Here is a 19018-nt window from a genome sequence, read left to right on the forward strand (position 1 = left end):
TGTCTACAATTGGTAGTACCAATTGGAACGATGGAGTTCTCATGATCATATTAGAGCAATTTACGCCTGACGTAAATCCACTGGGGTCTCAGTGGCTGTCCGCCCTGGTGGCGGTGTTGCCGATTGTCGCGATGCTCGTGACGCTCGGCGTGCTTCGCTGGAAGGCCCACAACGCCGCCATCTTCTCGTGGGGCGTGGCGCTTCTGGTGGCGATCTTCGCCTTCAAGATGCCCGTCATCACCTCCCTGTCCGCCAGCGCCCAAGGCTTCCTCTACGGTCTCTTCCCGATCGTCTGGATCCTGTTGACGGCGATCTGGATGTACGAGGTGACCGTCGCATCGGGCCGGTTCGAAGATCTTCGCCGGACCTTCTTCCTGATCTCCGACGACCCGCGCGTCGTCGGCCTGATCATCGCCTTCTGCTTCGGCGGCCTGCTGGAAGCGCTGGCCGGCTACGGCGCCCCCGTGGCCATCACCGCGGCGATGCTGATCGCGGTCGGCTTCTCCCCGGTCAGGGCGGCGATGGTTGCGCTGCTGGCCAACACCGTTCCCGTCGCCTTCGGCGCGGTCGGCCTGCCTGTCGTCGTCGCTGCCGACGTCGCGCAGCTGGACGTGATGGCCATCTCCCCAATTACCGGCCGGATTACGGCCATGCTGAGCCTCGTCGTTCCCTTCCTCATCCTGCTCGTGATGGATGGGCGCAAGGGCCTCAAGCAGTGTTGGCCGATCGGCCTGGTGATCGGATTGTCCTTCGGCGCAACCAAGTGGGTGGTCAGCTCCACGCCGCTGTTCAACCTCACCGAGATGTTCGCTGCCGTGGTCAGCGTCGCGATAACCCTGGTGTTCCTCCGCTTCTGGAAGCCCTCCGGAAGCGCGGAAGTGGCTCCGAGGATCAGCGTCCTGCTTGCCCCCGAGGTAGAGCAGAAGTGGGTGCCGAAGAAGGCCTCCGACGGCGACGCCCCGGAGCTGACCGGCAGCCGGATCTTCATGGCCCTCGTGCCGTACATCATGGTCATCGTGGTGTTCGGAATCGCCGCCATCCCGGCGATCAAGAGCTTCCTGAAGAGCCTGGACGTGAGCTGGGCCTGGCCCTTGCTCGATGGTCTGATGACCTATGACGGGAAGAAGGCTGCGCACCAGGCATACACCCTGCTGTGGGCGTCGTCGCCGGGCATTCTGCTGGCCTTTGTGGCGCTGGCCACCGGCATCGTGTACCGGATGAGCATCAGCGAGATCTTCACCGTGCTCGGCAAGAACGTGATGAAGATGCGTTTCTCGGCCCTCACGATTGGCTTCGTCGTGGCTCTCGCCTATGTCATGGGCGATTCGGGCCAGACGCTCGCTCTCGGCCTGTTCATCGCGGGCGCCGGCGCATTCTACGCCGCGCTGTCTCCGATCCTCGGCTGGATCGGCACCTACGTGACAGGATCGGACACCTCGGCCAACATCCTGTTCTCCGGCCTGCAATCCACCGTCGGCACCCAGATTGGTGAGGGCAGCCACCTCGGCGTCCAGGCCATGCGTGAGCTGCTCGTCGGCTCCAACGCCTCTGGCGGCGTCGTCGGCAAGATGATCTCGCCGCAGTCCCTCACGATCGCCGCGACCTCCATCGGCCTCGCCGGCGCCGAATCCGTGATCCTGCGGAAGGTCTTCAAGTGGAGCATCGTTCTGCTCCTGCTGATGTGCGTGATTACCGGCCTGATGTCCACCCCAGCCCTCAGCTGGCTGATCTGAAAGGAAGAACCGTGACTAGCGTTGCACAGCCCGGAGTGGGCGTGCAGGTTGCGCTCTTCGCTACCTGTATCGCCGACACCATGAAACCTTCCGTGCCCATCGCGACAGTCAAACTGCTGGAGCGTCTCGGCTGCAAGGTGGTTTTCCCCAAGCGGCAGACCTGCTGCGGCCAGATCATGGCAAACACCGGCTACTACAAAGAGACCGTCCCAACGATCAAGAACTACGTCAAGTCGTTCGAGAACTATGACTACGTGGTCGCCCCCTCGGGCTCCTGTGTTGGCTCGGTGCGGCACCAGCATGAGATGATCGCCCGCAAGATGGGCGACTCAGTGCTTGCCGACGAGGCCGCGAACGCGGCGAGCCGCACCTACGACATCGCGGAGTTCCTCGTCGATGTCCTGGGAGTCGTTGACGTGGGAGCCTACTTCCCGCACAAAGTCACGTACCATCCGTCCTGCCACGGTAAGCGCATCACGAAGCTGGGCGATCGCCCTTACCAGCTGCTGCGCGCGGTCGAGGGTCTGGAACTGCTTGAGCTGCCCAACGCGGATCAGTGCTGCGGGTTTGGTGGAACCTTCTCCATCAAGAACTCCGACATGTCCGTGGCGATGGCCGAAGACAAGGCCAACTGCGCGATCGACAGTGGGGCGGAGTACCTGACCGGAGGCGACCACGCCTGCCTGATGAATGTGCAGGGCATCCTGCACCGGAACAAGTCCAACGTCCAGACCATCCACCTTGTGGAGATTCTCGCAAGCACGAAGGAGGACCCGCGATGACTGTCGAACGACTCACTCCCGCGCCGCCTGAAGGGGCTTGGCTGGGCATCCCGCCATTTCCCAAGGCGGTCAAGGAGGAGCTGAAGAACGAGACCCAGCGCAAGAACCTGCGGCACGCCACCAGCACCATCCGTGCGAAGCGCGTGATCCGGGCCTCCGAGGTGCCTAACTGGGAAGAGCTCCGCACCGCGGGTGAGCAGATCAAGAACCGGGTTGGCCGTCACCTGGATCACTACCTGCTTCAGGCCGAGCAGGCCATGACCGCCGCCGGCATCAAGGTGCACTGGGCGCGCGACGCCGCAGAGGCCAACGAGATCGTCACCGCGATCGCGAAAGAAAAGGGCGTCGAGGAGGTCGTCAAGATCAAATCGATGGTCACCCAGGAGATCGATCTCAACGAGCACCTGGAACGCCAGGGCATCGCGGCCTGGGAAACCGATCTCGCGGAACTGATCGTTCAGCTGGGACACGACCTGCCGTCGCACATCCTGGTGCCAGCCATTCACCGCAACCGCTCAGAGGTGCGCGATATCTTCGCCCGGGAGATGGGCAGGTACGGAAAGGCCGCGCCGGAGGGCATCTCCGACGATCCGCCCGAACTGACCGCAGCCGCGCGGGCCCATCTGCGGGAGAAGTTCCTGCGGGCGAAGATGGCCGTTTCCGGTGGCAACTTCATCGTCGCCGAGACGGGCACCCTCGTCATCGTCGAGTCTGAGGGCAACGGCCGCATGTGCCTCACGCTGCCCGAGACGCTTGTCAGCGTCGTCGGCATCGAGAAGATCGTTCCGACCCTGCAAGATCTTGAGGTGTTCCTCAAGCTCCTTCCGCGCTCGTCCACGGGCGAGCGAATGAACCCCTACACCTCCATGTGGACCGGCGTCCGCCCCGGGGACGGCCCCCAGGACCTGCACGTCGTGCTCCTCGACAACGGCCGCACCGATGTGCTCTCCGATCCGTTGGGCCGGGCTGCGCTGCGCTGCATCCGGTGTTCAGCTTGCCTGAACATCTGCCCGGTGTACGAACGTGCGGGCGGTCACGCCTACGGTTCGCCCTACCCGGGCCCGATCGGCGCGATCCTGAACCCGCAGCTCAGAGGCATCGAAAGCAAGAACGACCAAGCATTGCCTTTCGCGTCGACGCTGTGTGGGGCATGTGTCGAGGTTTGCCCGGTGAAAATCCCCTTCACAGACATCCTGCTGGACCAGCGCAGGCGCGTGGTCGAGTACAAGACCAGCCAGCGTCCGCGCATCGAGCAGGGACTCATGAAGGGCGCGAACTGGGTGATGAAGAAAGGCTCGCACCTGGGCTTCGTGCAAAACGGCTCCAAGCTCGCTGGCCGTGTCTTCGGGAAGCGGTGGATCGGCAAGATGCCTCTGCCGCTGGTGAACAAGTGGACCGGTTCCCGTGACGTCGAGCCGCCGCCAAAGCAAACGTTCCGCGACTGGTGGAAGAAGGAAAGGGGAGATCAGTGAGTGCGAAGGAGGAGATCCTCGGGCGGATTCGCTCGGCCCTGAGCGACGTGCCGAAGTCCGCGCCAGAGCAGGACGTGCCCATTGAGTGGCGATACGTCCAGCCGCTGGCGACCGTGGATGTGCTGGCGGACCTCATCGAAAAGGTCGAGGACTACAAAGCCACCGTCGTTACGGTTGGGCCGACTGAGGTTGCTGAAGCCATCGTCGATGGCCTGAAGCGGTTGGGCAGCCATGCCGTGGTTCTGCCCGCTGGCCTCGATAAGGAGTGGGTGGCAGCCGTCGAGCGGACGGGCCTGCCCATCCACTACGACGAACCCCAGCTCACACACTTCGAGTTGAACGCGATCGACACCGTGGTAACCACTTCCGCAGTGGCGATGGCCGACTCGGGAACGATCGCGCTGGACCATGGCGCCGGCCAGGGACGCCGTGCGCTGTCCCTGCTGCCTGACCGCCACATCTGTGTGGTTCGGGCGGATCAGGTGGTGAGTGATGTGCCCGAGGGCATCTCCAGGCTGGGCGAAGCGATTCGTGCGCATCAGCCGATCACCTGGATCTCTGGTGGTTCGGCCACCAGCGACATCGAGCTTAGCCGGGTGGAGGGCGTGCACGGCCCGCGCACGCTCTACGTGATCCTGGTTAAGTGAGTCCAGAGGGGGCGCACCTGACACTCCGGGGTGCGCCCCCTCTGGCTTGCCGTTTTCGCTTACTTTCCGTCGGTGAGCTTGTTGAAAGTCTCAGCGACTTTGTCTTTGATGTCCTCAACACCCTGCTTGACGGCAGCTTTCGCTTGGTCCAGCTTGCCTTCTGCCTCGAGTTGCTCGTTTCCTGTGGTTTTGCCGATGCCTTCCTTCGCCTGCCCGATGATTTCCTCGGCCTTATTCGCGATCTTGTCCTGATCAGCCATCTCGATTGTCCCTCTCCTTCGCATGGGGATCTGCTCTTGTCTTCGCCAGCCTAGTCAGGCGAATCAAACCTCGATCGTCGGCTCTGCAGCGTTAGGGCAACAGACGCGAGACGGTCTAAACTGCTTCAAGGCCGACTCTCGGCCCTGACGACGAAAGGCAACCAGTGGTTTCCACCAACGATCTCAAGAACGGCATGGTTCTCAACCTCGACGGTCAGCTTTGGCAGGTGCAGTGGTTCCAGCACCACAAGCCTGGCAAGGGCAACACCGTGGTGCGCTCCAAGCTCAAGCACGTGCTCTCCGGCAAGATCATCGACAAAACCTTCCCGGCCGACACGAAGGTCGAATCAGCCACCGTCGATCGCCGCGAGATGCAGTACCTGTACCTGGACGGCAACGACTACGTGTTCATGGACAACGACACGTATGACCAGATCTACGTTCCTGCCGACGTCGTCGGTGAAGCCAAGGACTACATGCTGGAGAACCAGGTGGCTATCGTCGCATTGCACGAGGGAACTCCGCTGTTTATCGAACTCCCCGCGTCCGTGGAGCTTGAGATCACCTACACCGAGCCTGGCCTGCAAGGGGACCGCTCCACCGGCGGAACCAAGCCCGCCACGTTGGAAACCGGCAAGGAGATCCAGGTGCCGCTCTTCATCACGACGGGCGAACGAGTGAAGGTAGACACCCGCGACGGCTCCTACCTTGGTCGCGTCTGATCGTGGACGTTGACCCAAAGTTTTCAACCCAAACCAAGGCACGCAAGGCGGCTCTGGACCTGCTCTTTCAGGCCGACATGCGCGGTTTGAGCATCATCAAGGTCCTGGATGAGCAGCGTGCCTTGGCGGAAACACCCATCCGACCGTTCACGATCGAACTCGTGCAGGGCGTGGCCCAGCACCTGCAGCAGATAGATCGGCGGATCAACGACTGCGCGGCGGGCAACTGGACGGTTGCCCGCATGCCGCGCGTCGATCGAAACTTGGCGCGCATTGCCATGTACGAAATTGACCACAGCGAGACGCCTGATGCGGTAGCCATCGCACAGGCCATCGAACTCGCCACGTGGCTGTCGACCAACGAGTCGCCAGCATTCCTCAATGGGCTGCTCGGGCAGGCGGCCAGGAGCAAAACCGCTAACTGACGGAGGGCACACGCATGAGTGAGGCGATCCTCGTGCTCGAAGACGGCCGCTGTTTCCACGGCGAGAGCTTCGGGGCGACGGGTGAGACTTTCGGTCAGCTGGTATTCGATACTAGCATTACGGGATATCAACGAACGCTCACGGACCCGCGCCATCGGGGAGAAGTGGTCATGATGACCGTACCCCACATCGGCAACACTGGTTGGTGCGATAGTGAAGAATCCGGGCACATTTCGGTGTCCGGATTTATTGTGCGAGACCCAGCCCCCAGACCATCCCACTGGCAGGCCACCCGAAGCCTGGACGATGCGCTGCGCGCCCAGGGAATCGTGGGCATATCCGGAGTCGACACCCGCGCACTCACCCGGCACGTACGGACACACGGCGCAGTTCGCGTGGGCATCTCCACCCAGAGCGACGCAGCCGCGCTGCTGAGCAGGTTGCGCGATCAGCCGCTAAACGCAGTAACGGAGGGCGCCGCAGGCTTCGTCATGGCGAGCGGAGGGCCGCGGGTCGCGACGATGGTTGCCCTAGACCTGGGCGATAAGGGCCAGAGCGTGGACGAGCTCACCGCCTTCGGCATCGAAGTGCATGTCCTGCCTGCAAGCGCCAGTTTCGCGGACATCAGCGCATCCCGACCAGACGGGGTGTTCATCTCCGACGGCCCGGGCCAGCGGGCGTCCGACTCGCGAATTGGCGCGTTGCGGGATGTCCTCGCGGCCAAGCTCCCGGTGCTCGCGGTGGGCCGGGGTATGCAGCTGCTGGCGCTCGCACTCGGCTTGGAAACATACGAGCTGCCCTTTGGGCACCAGGCAATAGCCCAGCCGGTGGTTGAGTTGGCCAGCGGCGTCAGTGGCCAGGCCACGCACAACCATGGCTACGCCGTGCGCAGCTTCGAACCCGCACAGACCGAGTACGGCCTGGTCAGCGTGAGCCACGTCGCGACCCACGACTCTGTGGTGGAGGGCCTGGAACTGACCCGCGATGGCCGGCTCGTCGCCCTGGCCGTTCAGTTCGACCCTGCCGCCTCGGCCGATCCGTTGGATTCGCGGCGGGTGTTCGCCCGATTCCTCGCCACGATGCGAAAGGACGTCTGATGACTCGCCGTACCGATATCTCCTCGATCCTGGTGATCGGCTCCGGCCCCATCGTCATCGGACAGGCTTGTGAGTTCGACTACTCCGGAACGCAGGCCTGCCGGGTGCTCAAGGAGGAGGGCTACCGCGTCATCCTCGTCAACTCCAACCCCGCGACGATCATGACCGACCCCGACTTCGCGGACGCCACCTACGTGGAGCCCATCACGCCGGAGTTCGTGGAAAAGGTCATCGCGAAGGAACGGCCCGACGCCCTCCTCGCGACGCTGGGCGGGCAGACAGCCCTGAACATCGCCGTCAAGCTCCACGAGTCCGGGGTATTGGCGCGCTACGGGGTGGAACTCATCGGCGCCTCCGTCGAAGCGATCCAGCGCGGGGAAGACCGCGAGAAGTTCAAAGAGATCGTCGTCGGCATGGACTACATCGCCGGCGGAGCGCCGGAGGTGGCGCGCTCGACGATTTGCCATTCGATGGCTGAGGTCCTCGCGGCCGCGGATCAGCTCGGCTACCCACTTGTGGTCCGTCCAAGCTTCACCATGGGCGGAGTGGGCTCCGGGTTTGCCCACGACGAGGCGGAGTTGCGCTCGATTGCCGGAGCGGGGCTAGCCGCCAGCCCCACCACCGAGGTGTTGATCGAGGAATCGATCCTCGGTTGGAAGGAGATCGAGCTGGAGGTGATGCGGGACAAGGCGGACAACGCCATCGTCATCTGCTCCATCGAGAACCTGGATCCCATGGGCGTGCACACCGGTGACTCGATCACTGTGGCGCCCGCGATGACGTTGACGCAGGAGGAGTACCAGCGCATTTGCGACATTGGGCTGGCCATCATCCGCGAGGTGGGCGTCGAGACGGGGGGCTGCAATATTCAGTTTGCCGTGCATCCCACCAACGGCCGGATGATCGTCATCGAGATGAACCCACGGGTGTCGCGCAGCTCGGCGCTGGCCTCCAAAGCCACCGGTTTCCCCATCGCCAAGGTGGCGGCAAAGGTGGCGGTGGGCTACACCCTCGACGAAATCCCCAACGACATCACCGGGGTGACACCAGCAGTGCTCGAACCGACGATCGACTACGTGATCGTCAAGATGCCGCGCTTCGCGTTCGAGAAGTTCCCGGCCGCAGATCCCACCCTCACCACGCACATGAAGTCCGTCGGCGAGGTGATGAGCATCGGGCGGAACTTCGCCGAGGCCCTGGGCAAGGCCATGCGCTCGCTGGAGGACCCGTCAGCCGCCTTCGACTTCGTCACCCCTCCTGGAGACCCGGCCCACCTGCTGATGGAGATCCGGCGACCGCACGACGGCCGCCTGCGCAAGGTACTCAATGCGCTGCGAGCCGGCGCCACCGTCGAGCAGGTGTTCGAGGCCACCCGGATCGATCCCTGGTTCCTGGACCAGTTGAAGCTGATCATCGCGGTGGCGGACGAGGTGCGCCTTAGCGAACTCACACCCCAGTTGCTGCGCAAAGCCAAACGATTTGGGCTATCCGACGCGCAGATCGCCGGACTACGCGACCTGAACACCGACGTGGTGCGTGGGGTGCGCACCGCGCTCGGCATTCGCCCGGTGTACAAGGCGGTGGATACGTGTGCTGCGGAGTTCGCCGCCCTGACGCCGTACCTGTATTCCAGCTACGACGAGGAGACGGAGGTGCCCGAGCGCACCAAACCCGCCGTCCTGATCCTCGGCTCCGGCCCGAACCGCATCGGCCAAGGCATCGAGTTTGATTACTCCTGCGTGCACGCCACCATGGCGCTGCGCGAGGCCGGTTTCGAGACGGTGATGGTGAACTGCAACCCGGAGACCGTGTCCACCGACTATGACACCGCGGATCGGCTCTACTTCGAGCCGCTCACTGCCGAAGACGTGCTCGAGGTCTACCACGCGGAGGCCCAGGCGGGTCCGGTTGCCGGGGTGATCTGCCAGCTGGGCGGCCAGACCCCGCTGAAGCTCGCGCAGACGCTGAAGGATGCCGGGGTGCCCATCGTCGGCACCAGCCCCGAAGCCATCGACCTGGCGGAAGAACGCGGCGCGTTCGGGCGTGTCCTCGCCCGGGCCGGTTTGACCGCGCCGAAGCATGGCATGGCGCACTCGGCCGAGGAGGCCAAGGCCATCGCCGGGGAGATCGGTTATCCCGTTCTCGTGCGCCCCAGCTACGTGCTCGGCGGTCGTGGCATGAAGATCGTCTACAGCGACGCCGCCCTCGACACCTACATTGCCGAGGCCGCCCGCGTCTCGGACGATCAACCGGTGCTGGTGGACCGCTTCCTGGGCGATGCTGTCGAAATCGATGTGGACGCGCTGTTCGACGGCCGGGAGCTGTACATCGGCGGCATCATGGAACACATCGAGGAGGCGGGCATTCACTCGGGCGATTCCGCGTGCGCCTTGCCGCCGATCACGCTCGGTGACGCCGTGCTCAACCAGATCCGCTCCGCGACCTTTGCGATCGCGGAAGGTGTGGGCGTGCGCGGTCTGATCAACATTCAGTTCGCGCTGCACTCCGACACCCTCTACGTGCTGGAGGCCAACCCGCGCGCGTCCCGGACCGTGCCTTTCGTGTCGAAGGCGACGAACACGTCGCTGGCCAAGGCCGCTGCGCTGATCATGATGGGTAAATCCATCGCGCAGCTCCGCGCCGACGGCTGGTTGCGCCCGGCAGGAGACGGCACTACACCCGAGGAGGGCGCGCCGGTTGCGGTGAAGGAAGCGGTCATGCCATTCAACCGGTTCCGCACTTCGAGCGGTGCTTTCGTCGACACCCTGCTGGGTCCAGAGATGCGCTCGACGGGTGAGGTGATGGGGCTGTCGGACAACTTCGGCACCGCTTACGCGAAGAGTCAAGCGGCGGGAGGCGGCGCGCTGCCTAGCGGTGGAACCCTATTCGTCTCCATCGCTGACCGGGACAAGCGGCACGCCATCTGGCCGCTGCGTCGTTTCGTCGATCTGGGATTCAAATTGCTCGCAACCCGCGGCACCGCCTCAGTCCTTCGCCGAAATGGCGTCCAGGTTCAGGAGGTGGCGAAGCTCTCGGAGCGGTCGGCGGATGCCACTGACCCCAACATCGTCGAGCTCATCACCTCCGGCCAGATTGACCTCATCTTCAACACGCCCAACGGCGGCGAGGCGGGGGAGAGCACCCGTGAGGACGGCTACCAGATCAGAACAGCCGCGGTGATGGCCGACGTACCGGTCATCACGACCGTGCCCGGATTGGCCGCTGCGGCGCAGGGCATCGAAGCTGAACAACTGGGTGAGATCGGGGTGCGTTCGTTGCAGGATTGGCGGCGGTCGTGAGGATCGGCACCGCAGCGCTGCGCACCGGCTACCGTGCTGTGCGTTCCGGGTTGTTCCGCATCGACCCGGAGGTGATTCATGAGCGGATGATTGATGTACTCGGCCGGATGCAGAAGCCGGCGAGAGCCACAGTCTGTGATCCGGTGACCATCGCGGGAATCGATTTCCCGAACCGGGTGGGTCTCGCTGCAGGCCTCGACAAGGACGGCATTGCAGCGCTCGCTTGGGCGCATTTCGGCTTTGGCTTCGCTGAACTGGGCACGGTTACCGCGCTGTCCCAGCCGGGAAACCCGAAACCGCGGATCTTCAGGGCGCCTGCCTCGAAGGCGATCATCAACCGGATGGGCTTCAACAACGCGGGTGCTGCCCGTCTGGCCGAGCGGCTGCGTGATGCCGGCGTCCGCCGCGGCAACCTGGCCGCAGGAATCCCGATCGGAGTGTCCATCGGAAAGACGAAACGGGTCGATCTTGCCGACGCCACCAGCGACTACCTGACTTCGCTCAACCATGTGGCGCCGTACGCGGACTATGTCGCGGTGAACATCTCCAGCCCCAACACTCCCGGGCTGCGGAGCCTCCAGGCTGCCCGCGAGGTGAGCAATCTGTTGCTTCCCTTGACCGAAGCCGCGAGAGGGCACGACAGCCTTCCCCTCTTCGTAAAGCTGGCTCCCGATCTGACTGCGGATCAGCTAAGCGAGACGCTCGCCGTGATCCGGGACCTGCCGGTCAGCGGCATCATCGCGACCAACACGACGTTGAGCCGCGAGGGCCTGCAGCCCGAGGATATGTGGTTGGCGAGCGAGGCCGGCGGACTCAGCGGACACCCGCTCACCTATCGGGCGCTGGATTTCGTCGAGCGGGTGGTCGGCCAGGTTGAACTTCCGGTAATCGGGGTCGGGGGAATAATGACTCCCCGCGACGCCCACCGAATGTTCGACGCCGGGGCCAGACTGCTCCAGCTCTACACCGGTTTCATCTACGAAGGACCCGCGCTCGTGCGCGGCATCCACGATTGGAGCAAGCGATGAACTACCGAGAGAGGTTGGCTACTGCCGCTGCTGAACGTGGCAACCTGTGCGTCGGGATAGATCCGATGCCCAGCGTGCTGGAAGCTTGGGGAGTCTCCCGTGACGTGGCCGGCCTGGAGCGGGTGGCGCGCGGTATCGTCGAGGTGTTGGGCCAGCAGGTGGCGGCGTTCAAACCGCAGTCGGCCTTCTTCGAGCCGCTTGGGGCGGCGGGTATGACGGTGTTGGAGCGCGTATTGGCAGACATTCGCCAGTGTGGGGCGCTCAGCATCCTGGACGTGAAGCGCGGTGACATCGGTTCGTCGATGATGGGGTACGCCGAGGCCTTTCTCAGCCCAGAGGCGCCGCTCAGCGCGGACGCGATCACCGTTAACCCCTACTTGGGTATTGGTGCGTTGCAGCCGGCTTTCGATCTTGCCCTCGCTCACGGGCGTGGCGTCTATGTCTTGGCCCGTACATCGAATCCAGAAGGAGAACCGATCCAAACGGCCAGAACCAGCGAAAAAGCGACGGCTCAGTTTGTGTTGGACGAGATCTCTCGGCTCAATTGCGACCATGAGTTTCTTATCGGGGCGGTGCTTGGGGCTACTAGGGCAGACCTGGGCTGTGACCCGAGCCAATTCAATGGATCAATTCTCGCGCCAGGAATTGGAGCGCAAGGCGGGCGGCTTGACGAGCTTGGTAACATTTTTGGCTGCGCACTCAAGCAGGTACTTCCTACGGTCAGTCGACAGATCATCGGGGGCGGCAGGCAGCAGCTCCAGGCGAGGTTCGACGAGCTGCGTTCGCGCTAGCGGGGCTAGACGTTAGCGTTAAACTAGTTTATAGTCGAGGCTTGCTGGGGTTCCAGCGAGCACTTCACACTCCATCGTATAAGGAGCATCCCATGGCGATTCCTAAGCTGAGCAGCGAGCAGCTTGCTGCCGCACGCGCTTCTGCCACCGAGGCTCGACGCATCCGCGCCGAGCTAAAGGAACAGATTAAGAATCAGCAAATCACTTTCATGGCAGCGCTGGAAAAGGCCGGCGATGACGACACTTTGTCGCGGATCAAGGTGGTCGATCTTCTTCGTGCAGTTCCGCGCGTTGGGGTCACCCGCGCGGCCGAGATTCTTGAGGCGGCAGAGATCGCGCCGAACCGCCGCGTGCGCGGCCTTGGTCGCCACCAGATCGAGCGGCTGGCCAAGTTCTTCGCATAGGGTGTAGGGCATGTCGCCAGCCAAGCTCTGGATAATCTCTGGGCCGAGCGCGGTCGGTAAGGGCACCGTCTGCGCTCGGCTTCGAGCTTTGTCCGATCGGCCCCTCCACTCGGTTTCCGCGACGACGCGTCCTCCTCGCGCAGGCGAGGAACATGGAAAGTCGTACTACTTCGTCAGCGACGAGGAGTTTGATCGGCTGGTTGCCGAGGACGCGCTCCTGGAGTGGGCGGAGGTGCACGGTCAGCATCGCTACGGTACGCCCCGCGGCCCGGTCGATGAGGCCCTCGCTCAAGGCCGCCCGGTCATCCTGGAGATCGACTTGCAGGGCGCCAGGCAGGTGAAGCGGCATATGCCGGAGGCACAGCTGGTCTTCCTCGCCCCGCCGAGCTGGGAAGAGCTGGTCAGCCGCCTAGTGGGACGCGCAACGGAGGACGAGGCCACGCGCGAGCGGCGGCTGCAAACTGCCCGAGACGAACTGGAGTGTCAGCACGAGGCCGACCACATCGTCGTGAACGCTGTGCTCGAAGAAACAGTGCAAGCTTTGGTAAGCTTGATGGGATTGTGATTCACCACTTAAGTAAAGGCTTCCCTTGAACATCGCTGAAGGCATCACCAACCCGCCCGTCGACGAGCTCCTGGAGCATGTCGACTCCAAGTACCGTCTGGTGCTGTTCGCTGCCAAGCGCGCACGACAGATCAACGCCTACTACTCGCAACTCGGCGAGGGGCTGCTGGAAAACGTTGGCCCGATGGTGGCGGCCACCCCCGAGGACAAGCCCCTCAGCATCGCCCTGCGCGAAGTGAACGACAACAAGCTGCGTTACACCGAGTTCGACCCCGAGGCCGAGCAGGCGCAGTCCACCGCCGAGGACGTGAGCTTCGATTTCGTTGACCCGTTCGGCGAGATTGACCTCGGAACCGACTCCTGACGACCAAATCATCCCGGGACTGCCGGGTTGGGTGGCTTGTTGCCACCGGCAAAACTCACCGCGGCTTGTCGCCGCAGAAGGAGCTCGAATGAACCGTCTTTTCACCTCCGAATCGGTCACCGAGGGACATCCCGATAAAATTGCGGACGCGATCTCCGACTCGATTCTAGACGCGATCATCGCCGATGATCCCGCTGCTCGCGTGGCGGTCGAGACCATGGTCACCACCGGGCTGGTTGTGGTGGCCGGAGAAGTAACCACCAGCAGCTACGCCAACATCGCCGACATCGTCCGCGATCGGATCCAAACCATCGGCTATCAATCCTCGGATGTGGGATTCGACGGCGGCTCCTGTGGCGTGACGCTGGCCATCGACGCCCAATCGCCTGACATCGCTCAAGGCGTCGATTTGGCATGTGAGGCTCGCGAAGGCGATCATGATCGATTCGCCCGGCAGGGCGCGGGGGATCAGGGCCTCATGTTCGGTTTCGCCTGCAATGAGACGCCCTCCCTTATGCCGCTGCCCATCGACCTAGCCCACCGGTTGTCCGAGCAGCTCGCGCGCGTCCGCAAGTCGGGCGAACTCGACTACCTGCGACCTGACGGAAAGACCCAGGTGACTGTTAGATACGACGACCTGGGCAAGCCGGTTGGGGTGGACACCGTGGTGTTGTCCACGCAGCACGATCCGCAAGCCGATCTCGAAAGGCAGATTCGCCCGGACGTTGAGCAGTTGGTGATCCGTCCGGTGTTGGAACGCTACGGGTTCGACGACGAGCACCCCCGGATCCTGGTGAACCCGACCGGCAGGTTCGTCATCGGTGGTCCCATGGGCGACGCCGGCGTCACTGGCCGGAAGATCATCGTCGACACCTACGGCGGTATGGCTCGCCACGGTGGGGGCGCATTCTCCGGAAAAGACCCGTCGAAGGTCGACCGTTCCGCGGCCTATGCGCTTCGCTGGGTGGCGAAGAATGTGGTCGCGTCGGGGCTCGCGGACCGAGTGGAGGCCCAGCTGGCCTACGCGATCGGCAAGGCGGAGCCCGTCGGCTTCTACATCGACACCTTCGGAACCGCCAAAGTGCCGGAGGGACAGATCGAGCGTGCGGTACTGACCGTGTTCGACCTGCGTCCCGCGGCGATCGTCGAACAGCTCAACCTGTTGCGTCCGATCTACTCGGAGGTGACCTGCTACGGTCACTTCGGCCGAGAGATACCCGCAGCAACGTGGGAGGCCACGAACAGGGTCGATCAGCTTCTGGCCGCCGTCGAGGGGTAAGGACAAGTGACCTCTCCGCTGGTCGAGGTGCCCGGGAGGCTGGTGGCGGAAGTCGTCGTCGACACGCCCCTCGCGCACCTCGACCGGCACTTTGACTACCTGGTGCCCGACGAGCTAGTCGATAAAATAGCGGTTGGCTGTCGAGTGCAGGTGCGCTTCGCCGGGCAGCTGCTTGACGGCCTGGTGCTGGAACTCAAAGATCACACGGACTTCCCCGGTGAACTCGACACGGTGCGCCACGTCGTCTCCCCGGAGCGGGTCCTAACGTCGACCGTGCAGCGCCTGATCCGACGCGTGGCAGATCACTACGCGGGCGTGTGGTGGGATGTCGCCCGGCTGGCCATCCCGCCCAGGGCGGCCGCCGTCGAAGAAGCCGCGCAGCGGCAGTGGCCACAGCCCTCACTGCCCGAACCCAGTACTCTGATCAACTATCCGGACGGACCAACCTACCTCGCCGCGCTGCAGCGAGGGGCCAGCCCTCGCGCGGCTTGGCAGGCTGCCCCCGCCCACACACCGCTGGACATGGCCGCCGGCGTTGTCGACGCGGCATCCGCCACGCTGGCCAGCGGCCGCTCTGTGGTGGTCCTGGTGCCCACTTATCGTGAGCTGGAGCGGGTGCTGCCCCGGTTCCAGGCTGCGTTCGGCGCGGATGCCGTGGCCGAATACGCAGCCGAGCAGGGGAGATCGTCGCGCTACCGCAACTTCCTGGCCATGGCCCGGGGACAGGCGCGCATCGTCGTCGGAACCCGCTCCGCGGTCTTCGCCCCACTGGCCGAGGTCGGGCTCATCGCAGTGCTCGATGAGGGCAGCGACCACTATGTGGAGCAGCGCGCCCCCTATTGGCATGCCCGAACCGTGGCGGTGCTTCGCGCATCCCAGGACAACGCAGCCGTCCTGCTGGCCAGCCACGCCCGAAGCGTGGCCGCGCAGGACCTGGTGCAACGCGGCTGGTTACACGAGATGCGGCTGCCGCCCACACAGCTGCGCCGCCTAGCCGCCCCAGTGCGCACCGTCAGCGAGCACGACAGGGAACGCGACCCGACTGCCGCCAAACTTCGGCTACCCTCCGTCGCGTTTCGTTTCCTCGAACGAGTGCTGCCGCTGGGGCCTGTGCTGGTGCAGGTGCCGATGCGAGGAGACGCGGCCTCCCTGGCCTGCACCCGATGCTACGAATACGCCACCTGCCCCAAATGCGACGGCCGACTGCGCAGCTTTAGGCGAGATGAGCCGGAGTGCACCTTTTGCGGCCACCGCCCGGTGCGCTGGGAATGCCGACGCTGTCACGGTACCCGACTGCGTGTACCGTTGCCGGGCGCGAAGCGCACGGCCGACGAGCTGGCTCGGGCATTCCCGGGGACCCTCGCGATCAACAGTTCCGGCGAACGGATCCGCGACGAGGTCTCCGACGCATCGGCGATCGTCGTGGCCACTCCCGGAGCGGAGCCCAATGCCGTGGACGGCTACGCGGGCGCACTTCTGCTGGACGCGGAGGTCTCACTTGGTCGGGCAGATTTCCGTGCTGGGGAGGAGGCGCTGCGGAGGTGGAGCAACGCGCTGGCGCTGGTGCGCCCGGCGGAACGAGAAGGCCAAGCGTTGATCGTCGGGGCTCACCTGCATCCATGCGTGCAGGCCTTGGCCCGCTCAGACGCCGTCGGGCAGATCGAGCGCGAATTGGAATTGCGTCGCGAAACCAGGCTGCCGCCGACCGTGCGCGTCGCGCGGGTGGCGGGGGAGCTGGACGCGGTGCAGGCCTTCTTGGGCAACGTCGACTGGCCGATGGCCGAGCTGCTGGGGCCGAGCGAAGTCGGCGAGGGCAGATGGGCTGCGCTGCTGCGCGCTGGCCGGGAGTCCGGGGGCGATTTCGTCCGGCAGGTGAAGTCTGCCGCCGCGGCGCGCTCCACTAAGAAACAAGCTGGCATCCTTGCCTGGCAGGTAGATCCGGAGGTTTTTTGATCATGAGACTGGTATTCGCTGGTACCCCCGAGGTGGCAGTGCCCGCCCTGGACGCTTTGGTGGCTTCCCAACACGATGTCGTCGCGGTCGTGACCCGCCCCGACGCCCCGGCAGGACGCGGCCGGAAACTGTCAGCTTCGCCGGTCGCGCTGCGGGCGATGGAGCTGGGCATCGAGGTGCTGAAACCAACCCACCCACGGGAGGCAGAGTTTCAGCAACGACTGCGCGAACTCGCCCCAGATGCCTGCCCGGTCGTGGCGTACGGGGCGCTGCTGCCGCAGAGCGCGCTCGACATTCCCCGATTCGGCTGGATCAACCTCCATTTCTCCTTGCTTCCCCGGTGGCGCGGAGCCGCTCCGGTGCAGCGAGCGATAATGGCGGGGGACGAATACACGGGCACCAGCTGCTTCCGGATCGTGCGCGAACTCGATGCCGGTGACGTGTATGACCTGGAGCGGGTTCCACTGCTAGAGGAGACAGCGGGCGAGCTTCTGGCGCGGCTGGCGCACAGCGGCGCGACCCAGTTGGTTCGTGTCATGGATGCGATCGCCGACGGTGCTGTGCCGACGCCGCAGCCCGACGAGGGGGTCACTTTGGCCGCGAAACTCTCCAGCGAGGAGGCCCGAATCAATTTCGCGCACGACCCCGTGGCTGTGCGCAACCACATCCTCGGATGTTCCCCCGATCCTGGGGCCTGGTGCGAGCACCGGGGCAACCGGCTGAAGGTCTACCGCGCTGCGGTGGCTAAGGAGCGGGATCTGGCCCCGGGAGAACTTAGGGTGACGAAGAAGCAGGTGTTCGTTGGTGTTTCGGGGGGATCGCTGGAACTGCTTGAAGTTCAGGCACCGGGGAAGAAGCGCATGCCCGCTATCGACTGGGCACGTGGCGGCGTTCAGGGGGTGCTCGAATGAGTCGTGCGGTAGCGTTCGAAGTCCTTCGGCAGGTTAGCTCCGAGGGCGGCTACGCCAACCTGGCGCTCAAGAAACGCCTGAGACAAGCCAACCTGAGCGCCCGCGACGCCGCGCTGGTGACTGAGCTGGTCTCCGGCACCTGTCGGCTGTTGGGCACCTACGACCAGATCATCTCCCGCGCAGCCGGTCGTAGCCTGAAGTCGCTGCAACCCGCTGTGCTTGATCTGTTGCGGATGGGCGCCCATCAGCTGCTGAGCATGCGGACCCCGGCTCATGCGGCGGTCGGGGCCACCGTTGAGCTGGCGAGGAAAAGGATCGGTAATCGGGTGACGGGGCTGGTCAACGCGATCCTGCGCAAGGTCGCGTCCCGAGATCTCGATCAGTGGTGCGATCTGTTGGCAGAGGGCAAGCAGGGCGTCGAAGCCGCCGCCATTCGCGGCCACCACCCGGTTTGGGTGGCCGAGGCCCTGGCCGAGGTGCTGCCCGAGGGCGAGCTGGCCGCGGCACTCGCGGCCAACAACGTTTCCCCGGCCCCCACCCTGGTTGTGCGGCCTGGGCTGTGCGAAGTCGAGGAGCTGGGCAGCCCCACGCGGTTCTCGCCGTTCGGTGCGCGAAGCACCGCCGTGCCGAGCGACATCGCCGCGGTGCGCGAGGGCCGCGCGGGTGTACAGGATGAGGGTTCCCAACTCGTCGCCCTGGCCCTGGCACGGGCAGACGCCCCGTCGGGCCCGTGGCTGGACATGTGCGCCGGGCCCGGCGGGAAATCCGCTCTCCTGGCGGGCCTGGCCCGCCGAGCGGGCGAGCGGTTGATCGCCAGCGAGCTACAGGAACATCGCGCACATCTGGTGGCGCAGGCGCTGGCGTGCTACGGGCACAGTGACGTCATCGTCGCCGACGGAAGGACGCCGCCGTGGCGGCCCGCCAGCTTTGCTCGGGTGCTCGCCGACGTTCCCTGCACCGGTCTGGGCGCGCTCCGTCGCCGCCCCGAGGCCCGCTGGCGCCGGCAACCGGATGATCTGGCGAGCCTGGTGTCCGTGCAGCGCCAGCTGTTGCGCACCGCGATTGCGGCCGCGGTGCCCGGTGGGGTGGTGGCCTATGTCACCTGCTCGCCGCTGCGCGCGGAGACCCGCGCCGTCGTCGAGAGCTGCCTGGCGGACGTCGAGGTGCTAAACGCACCCGCGTTGCTGCCCGAGGTACCCGATTGCGCGGTGGGCAACTACGTGCAGCTGTGGCCGCACCGGCACGAAACCGATGCCATGTTCTTGGCTTTGCTGCGACGGCGCTAG

The 19018-nt window shown here is 64.7% G+C and carries 18 protein-coding genes; 17 read left to right on the top strand and 1 reads right to left on the bottom strand.

The genetic code is table 11. The features are described from left to right. Positions 1-41: 41 nt before the first annotated feature. Genes EII42_RS01585 through EII42_RS01600 form a run of 4 tightly spaced genes read left to right on the top strand, consistent with a single transcriptional unit; the run spans position 42 to position 4634 of the window. Positions 42-1733, top strand: a complete 1692-nt coding sequence (locus EII42_RS01585) for an L-lactate permease (RefSeq protein ID WP_125170343.1) — start codon at positions 42-44, stop codon at positions 1731-1733. Then, positions 1721-2515, top strand: coding sequence for a (Fe-S)-binding protein (locus EII42_RS01590; protein WP_370318082.1), 795 nt, complete (start codon positions 1721-1723; stop codon positions 2513-2515). Before EII42_RS01585 ends, EII42_RS01590 begins: the two co-directional genes overlap by 13 nt. After that, positions 2512-3987, top strand: coding sequence for a LutB/LldF family L-lactate oxidation iron-sulfur protein (locus tag EII42_RS01595; RefSeq protein WP_125170344.1), 1476 nt, complete (start codon positions 2512-2514; stop codon positions 3985-3987). Before EII42_RS01590 ends, EII42_RS01595 begins: the two co-directional genes overlap by 4 nt. Beyond that, the gene (locus EII42_RS01600; protein WP_125170345.1) at positions 3984-4634 is read left to right on the top strand and encodes an LUD domain-containing protein; all 651 of its coding nucleotides are present in this window, start codon (positions 3984-3986) and stop codon (positions 4632-4634) included. The genes EII42_RS01595 and EII42_RS01600 overlap by 4 nt, the downstream gene beginning before the upstream one ends. Before the next feature lie 59 nt (positions 4635-4693). Here the strand turns inward: EII42_RS01600 and EII42_RS01605 are convergent, their stop codons facing one another. After that, on the bottom strand, positions 4694-4894 hold the full coding sequence (locus EII42_RS01605; protein WP_125170346.1) for a CsbD family protein: 201 nt from the start codon (positions 4892-4894) through the stop codon (positions 4694-4696). A gap of 164 nt (positions 4895-5058) precedes the next feature. Here EII42_RS01605 and efp point away from each other — a divergent pair, with 164 nt between their 5' ends. The 13 genes from efp (at position 5059) to EII42_RS01670 (ending at position 19018) form a co-directional block, all read left to right on the top strand. Further along, positions 5059-5616, top strand: a complete 558-nt coding sequence (gene efp, locus EII42_RS01610) for an elongation factor P (RefSeq protein ID WP_125170347.1) — start codon at positions 5059-5061, stop codon at positions 5614-5616. 2 nt (positions 5617-5618) lie between these two features. Then, positions 5619-6041 carry a transcription antitermination factor NusB gene (gene nusB / locus EII42_RS01615; protein ID WP_199729760.1) on the top strand — a complete coding sequence of 141 codons (423 nt, stop codon included), beginning with the start codon at positions 5619-5621 and terminating at the stop codon, positions 6039-6041. Between the two features lie 14 nt (positions 6042-6055). After that, entirely contained in the window at positions 6056-7138 is a 1083-nt protein-coding gene (locus EII42_RS01620) for a carbamoyl phosphate synthase small subunit (RefSeq protein ID WP_125170349.1), read from the top strand. Continuing rightward, positions 7138-10437 (top strand): carbamoyl-phosphate synthase large subunit, encoded by a 3300-nt coding sequence (carB, locus tag EII42_RS01625; protein ID WP_125170350.1) that lies wholly within the window; start codon positions 7138-7140, stop codon positions 10435-10437. Before EII42_RS01620 ends, carB begins: the two co-directional genes overlap by 1 nt. Further along, positions 10434-11465 carry a quinone-dependent dihydroorotate dehydrogenase gene (locus EII42_RS01630; RefSeq protein ID WP_233558220.1) on the top strand — a complete coding sequence of 344 codons (1032 nt, stop codon included), beginning with the start codon at positions 10434-10436 and terminating at the stop codon, positions 11463-11465. The genes carB and EII42_RS01630 overlap by 4 nt, the downstream gene beginning before the upstream one ends. Next, positions 11462-12256, top strand: coding sequence for an orotidine-5'-phosphate decarboxylase (pyrF, locus tag EII42_RS01635; RefSeq protein ID WP_125170352.1), 795 nt, complete (start codon positions 11462-11464; stop codon positions 12254-12256). Before EII42_RS01630 ends, pyrF begins: the two co-directional genes overlap by 4 nt. Positions 12257-12348: 92 nt before the next feature. Beyond that, positions 12349-12660 (top strand): integration host factor, actinobacterial type, encoded by a 312-nt coding sequence (gene mihF / locus EII42_RS01640; protein WP_125170353.1) that lies wholly within the window; start codon positions 12349-12351, stop codon positions 12658-12660. 10 nt (positions 12661-12670) lie between these two features. Then, entirely contained in the window at positions 12671-13225 is a 555-nt protein-coding gene (gmk, locus tag EII42_RS01645) for a guanylate kinase (protein WP_125170354.1), read from the top strand. A gap of 25 nt (positions 13226-13250) precedes the next feature. Continuing rightward, on the top strand, positions 13251-13589 hold the full coding sequence (rpoZ, locus tag EII42_RS01650) for a DNA-directed RNA polymerase subunit omega (RefSeq protein ID WP_125170355.1): 339 nt from the start codon (positions 13251-13253) through the stop codon (positions 13587-13589). Positions 13590-13677: 88 nt separating this feature from the next. Further along, a complete protein-coding gene (gene metK, locus EII42_RS01655) occupies positions 13678-14868 on the top strand; it encodes a methionine adenosyltransferase (protein ID WP_125170356.1) in 1191 nt (396 codons plus the stop codon). A 6-nt stretch (positions 14869-14874) separates the two neighbouring features. After that, the gene (locus tag EII42_RS01660; RefSeq protein ID WP_125170357.1) at positions 14875-16821 is read left to right on the top strand and encodes a hypothetical protein; all 1947 of its coding nucleotides are present in this window, start codon (positions 14875-14877) and stop codon (positions 16819-16821) included. Positions 16822-16823: 2 nt separating this feature from the next. Then, positions 16824-17732 (top strand): methionyl-tRNA formyltransferase, encoded by a 909-nt coding sequence (gene fmt, locus EII42_RS01665; protein WP_125170358.1) that lies wholly within the window; start codon positions 16824-16826, stop codon positions 17730-17732. Then, a complete protein-coding gene (locus EII42_RS01670; RefSeq protein ID WP_125170359.1) occupies positions 17729-19018 on the top strand; it encodes an RsmB/NOP family class I SAM-dependent RNA methyltransferase in 1290 nt (429 codons plus the stop codon). Before fmt ends, EII42_RS01670 begins: the two co-directional genes overlap by 4 nt.

Source organism: Tessaracoccus sp. OH4464_COT-324, from assembly GCF_003932855.1.
Taxonomy (GTDB): domain Bacteria; phylum Actinomycetota; class Actinomycetes; order Propionibacteriales; family Propionibacteriaceae; genus Arachnia.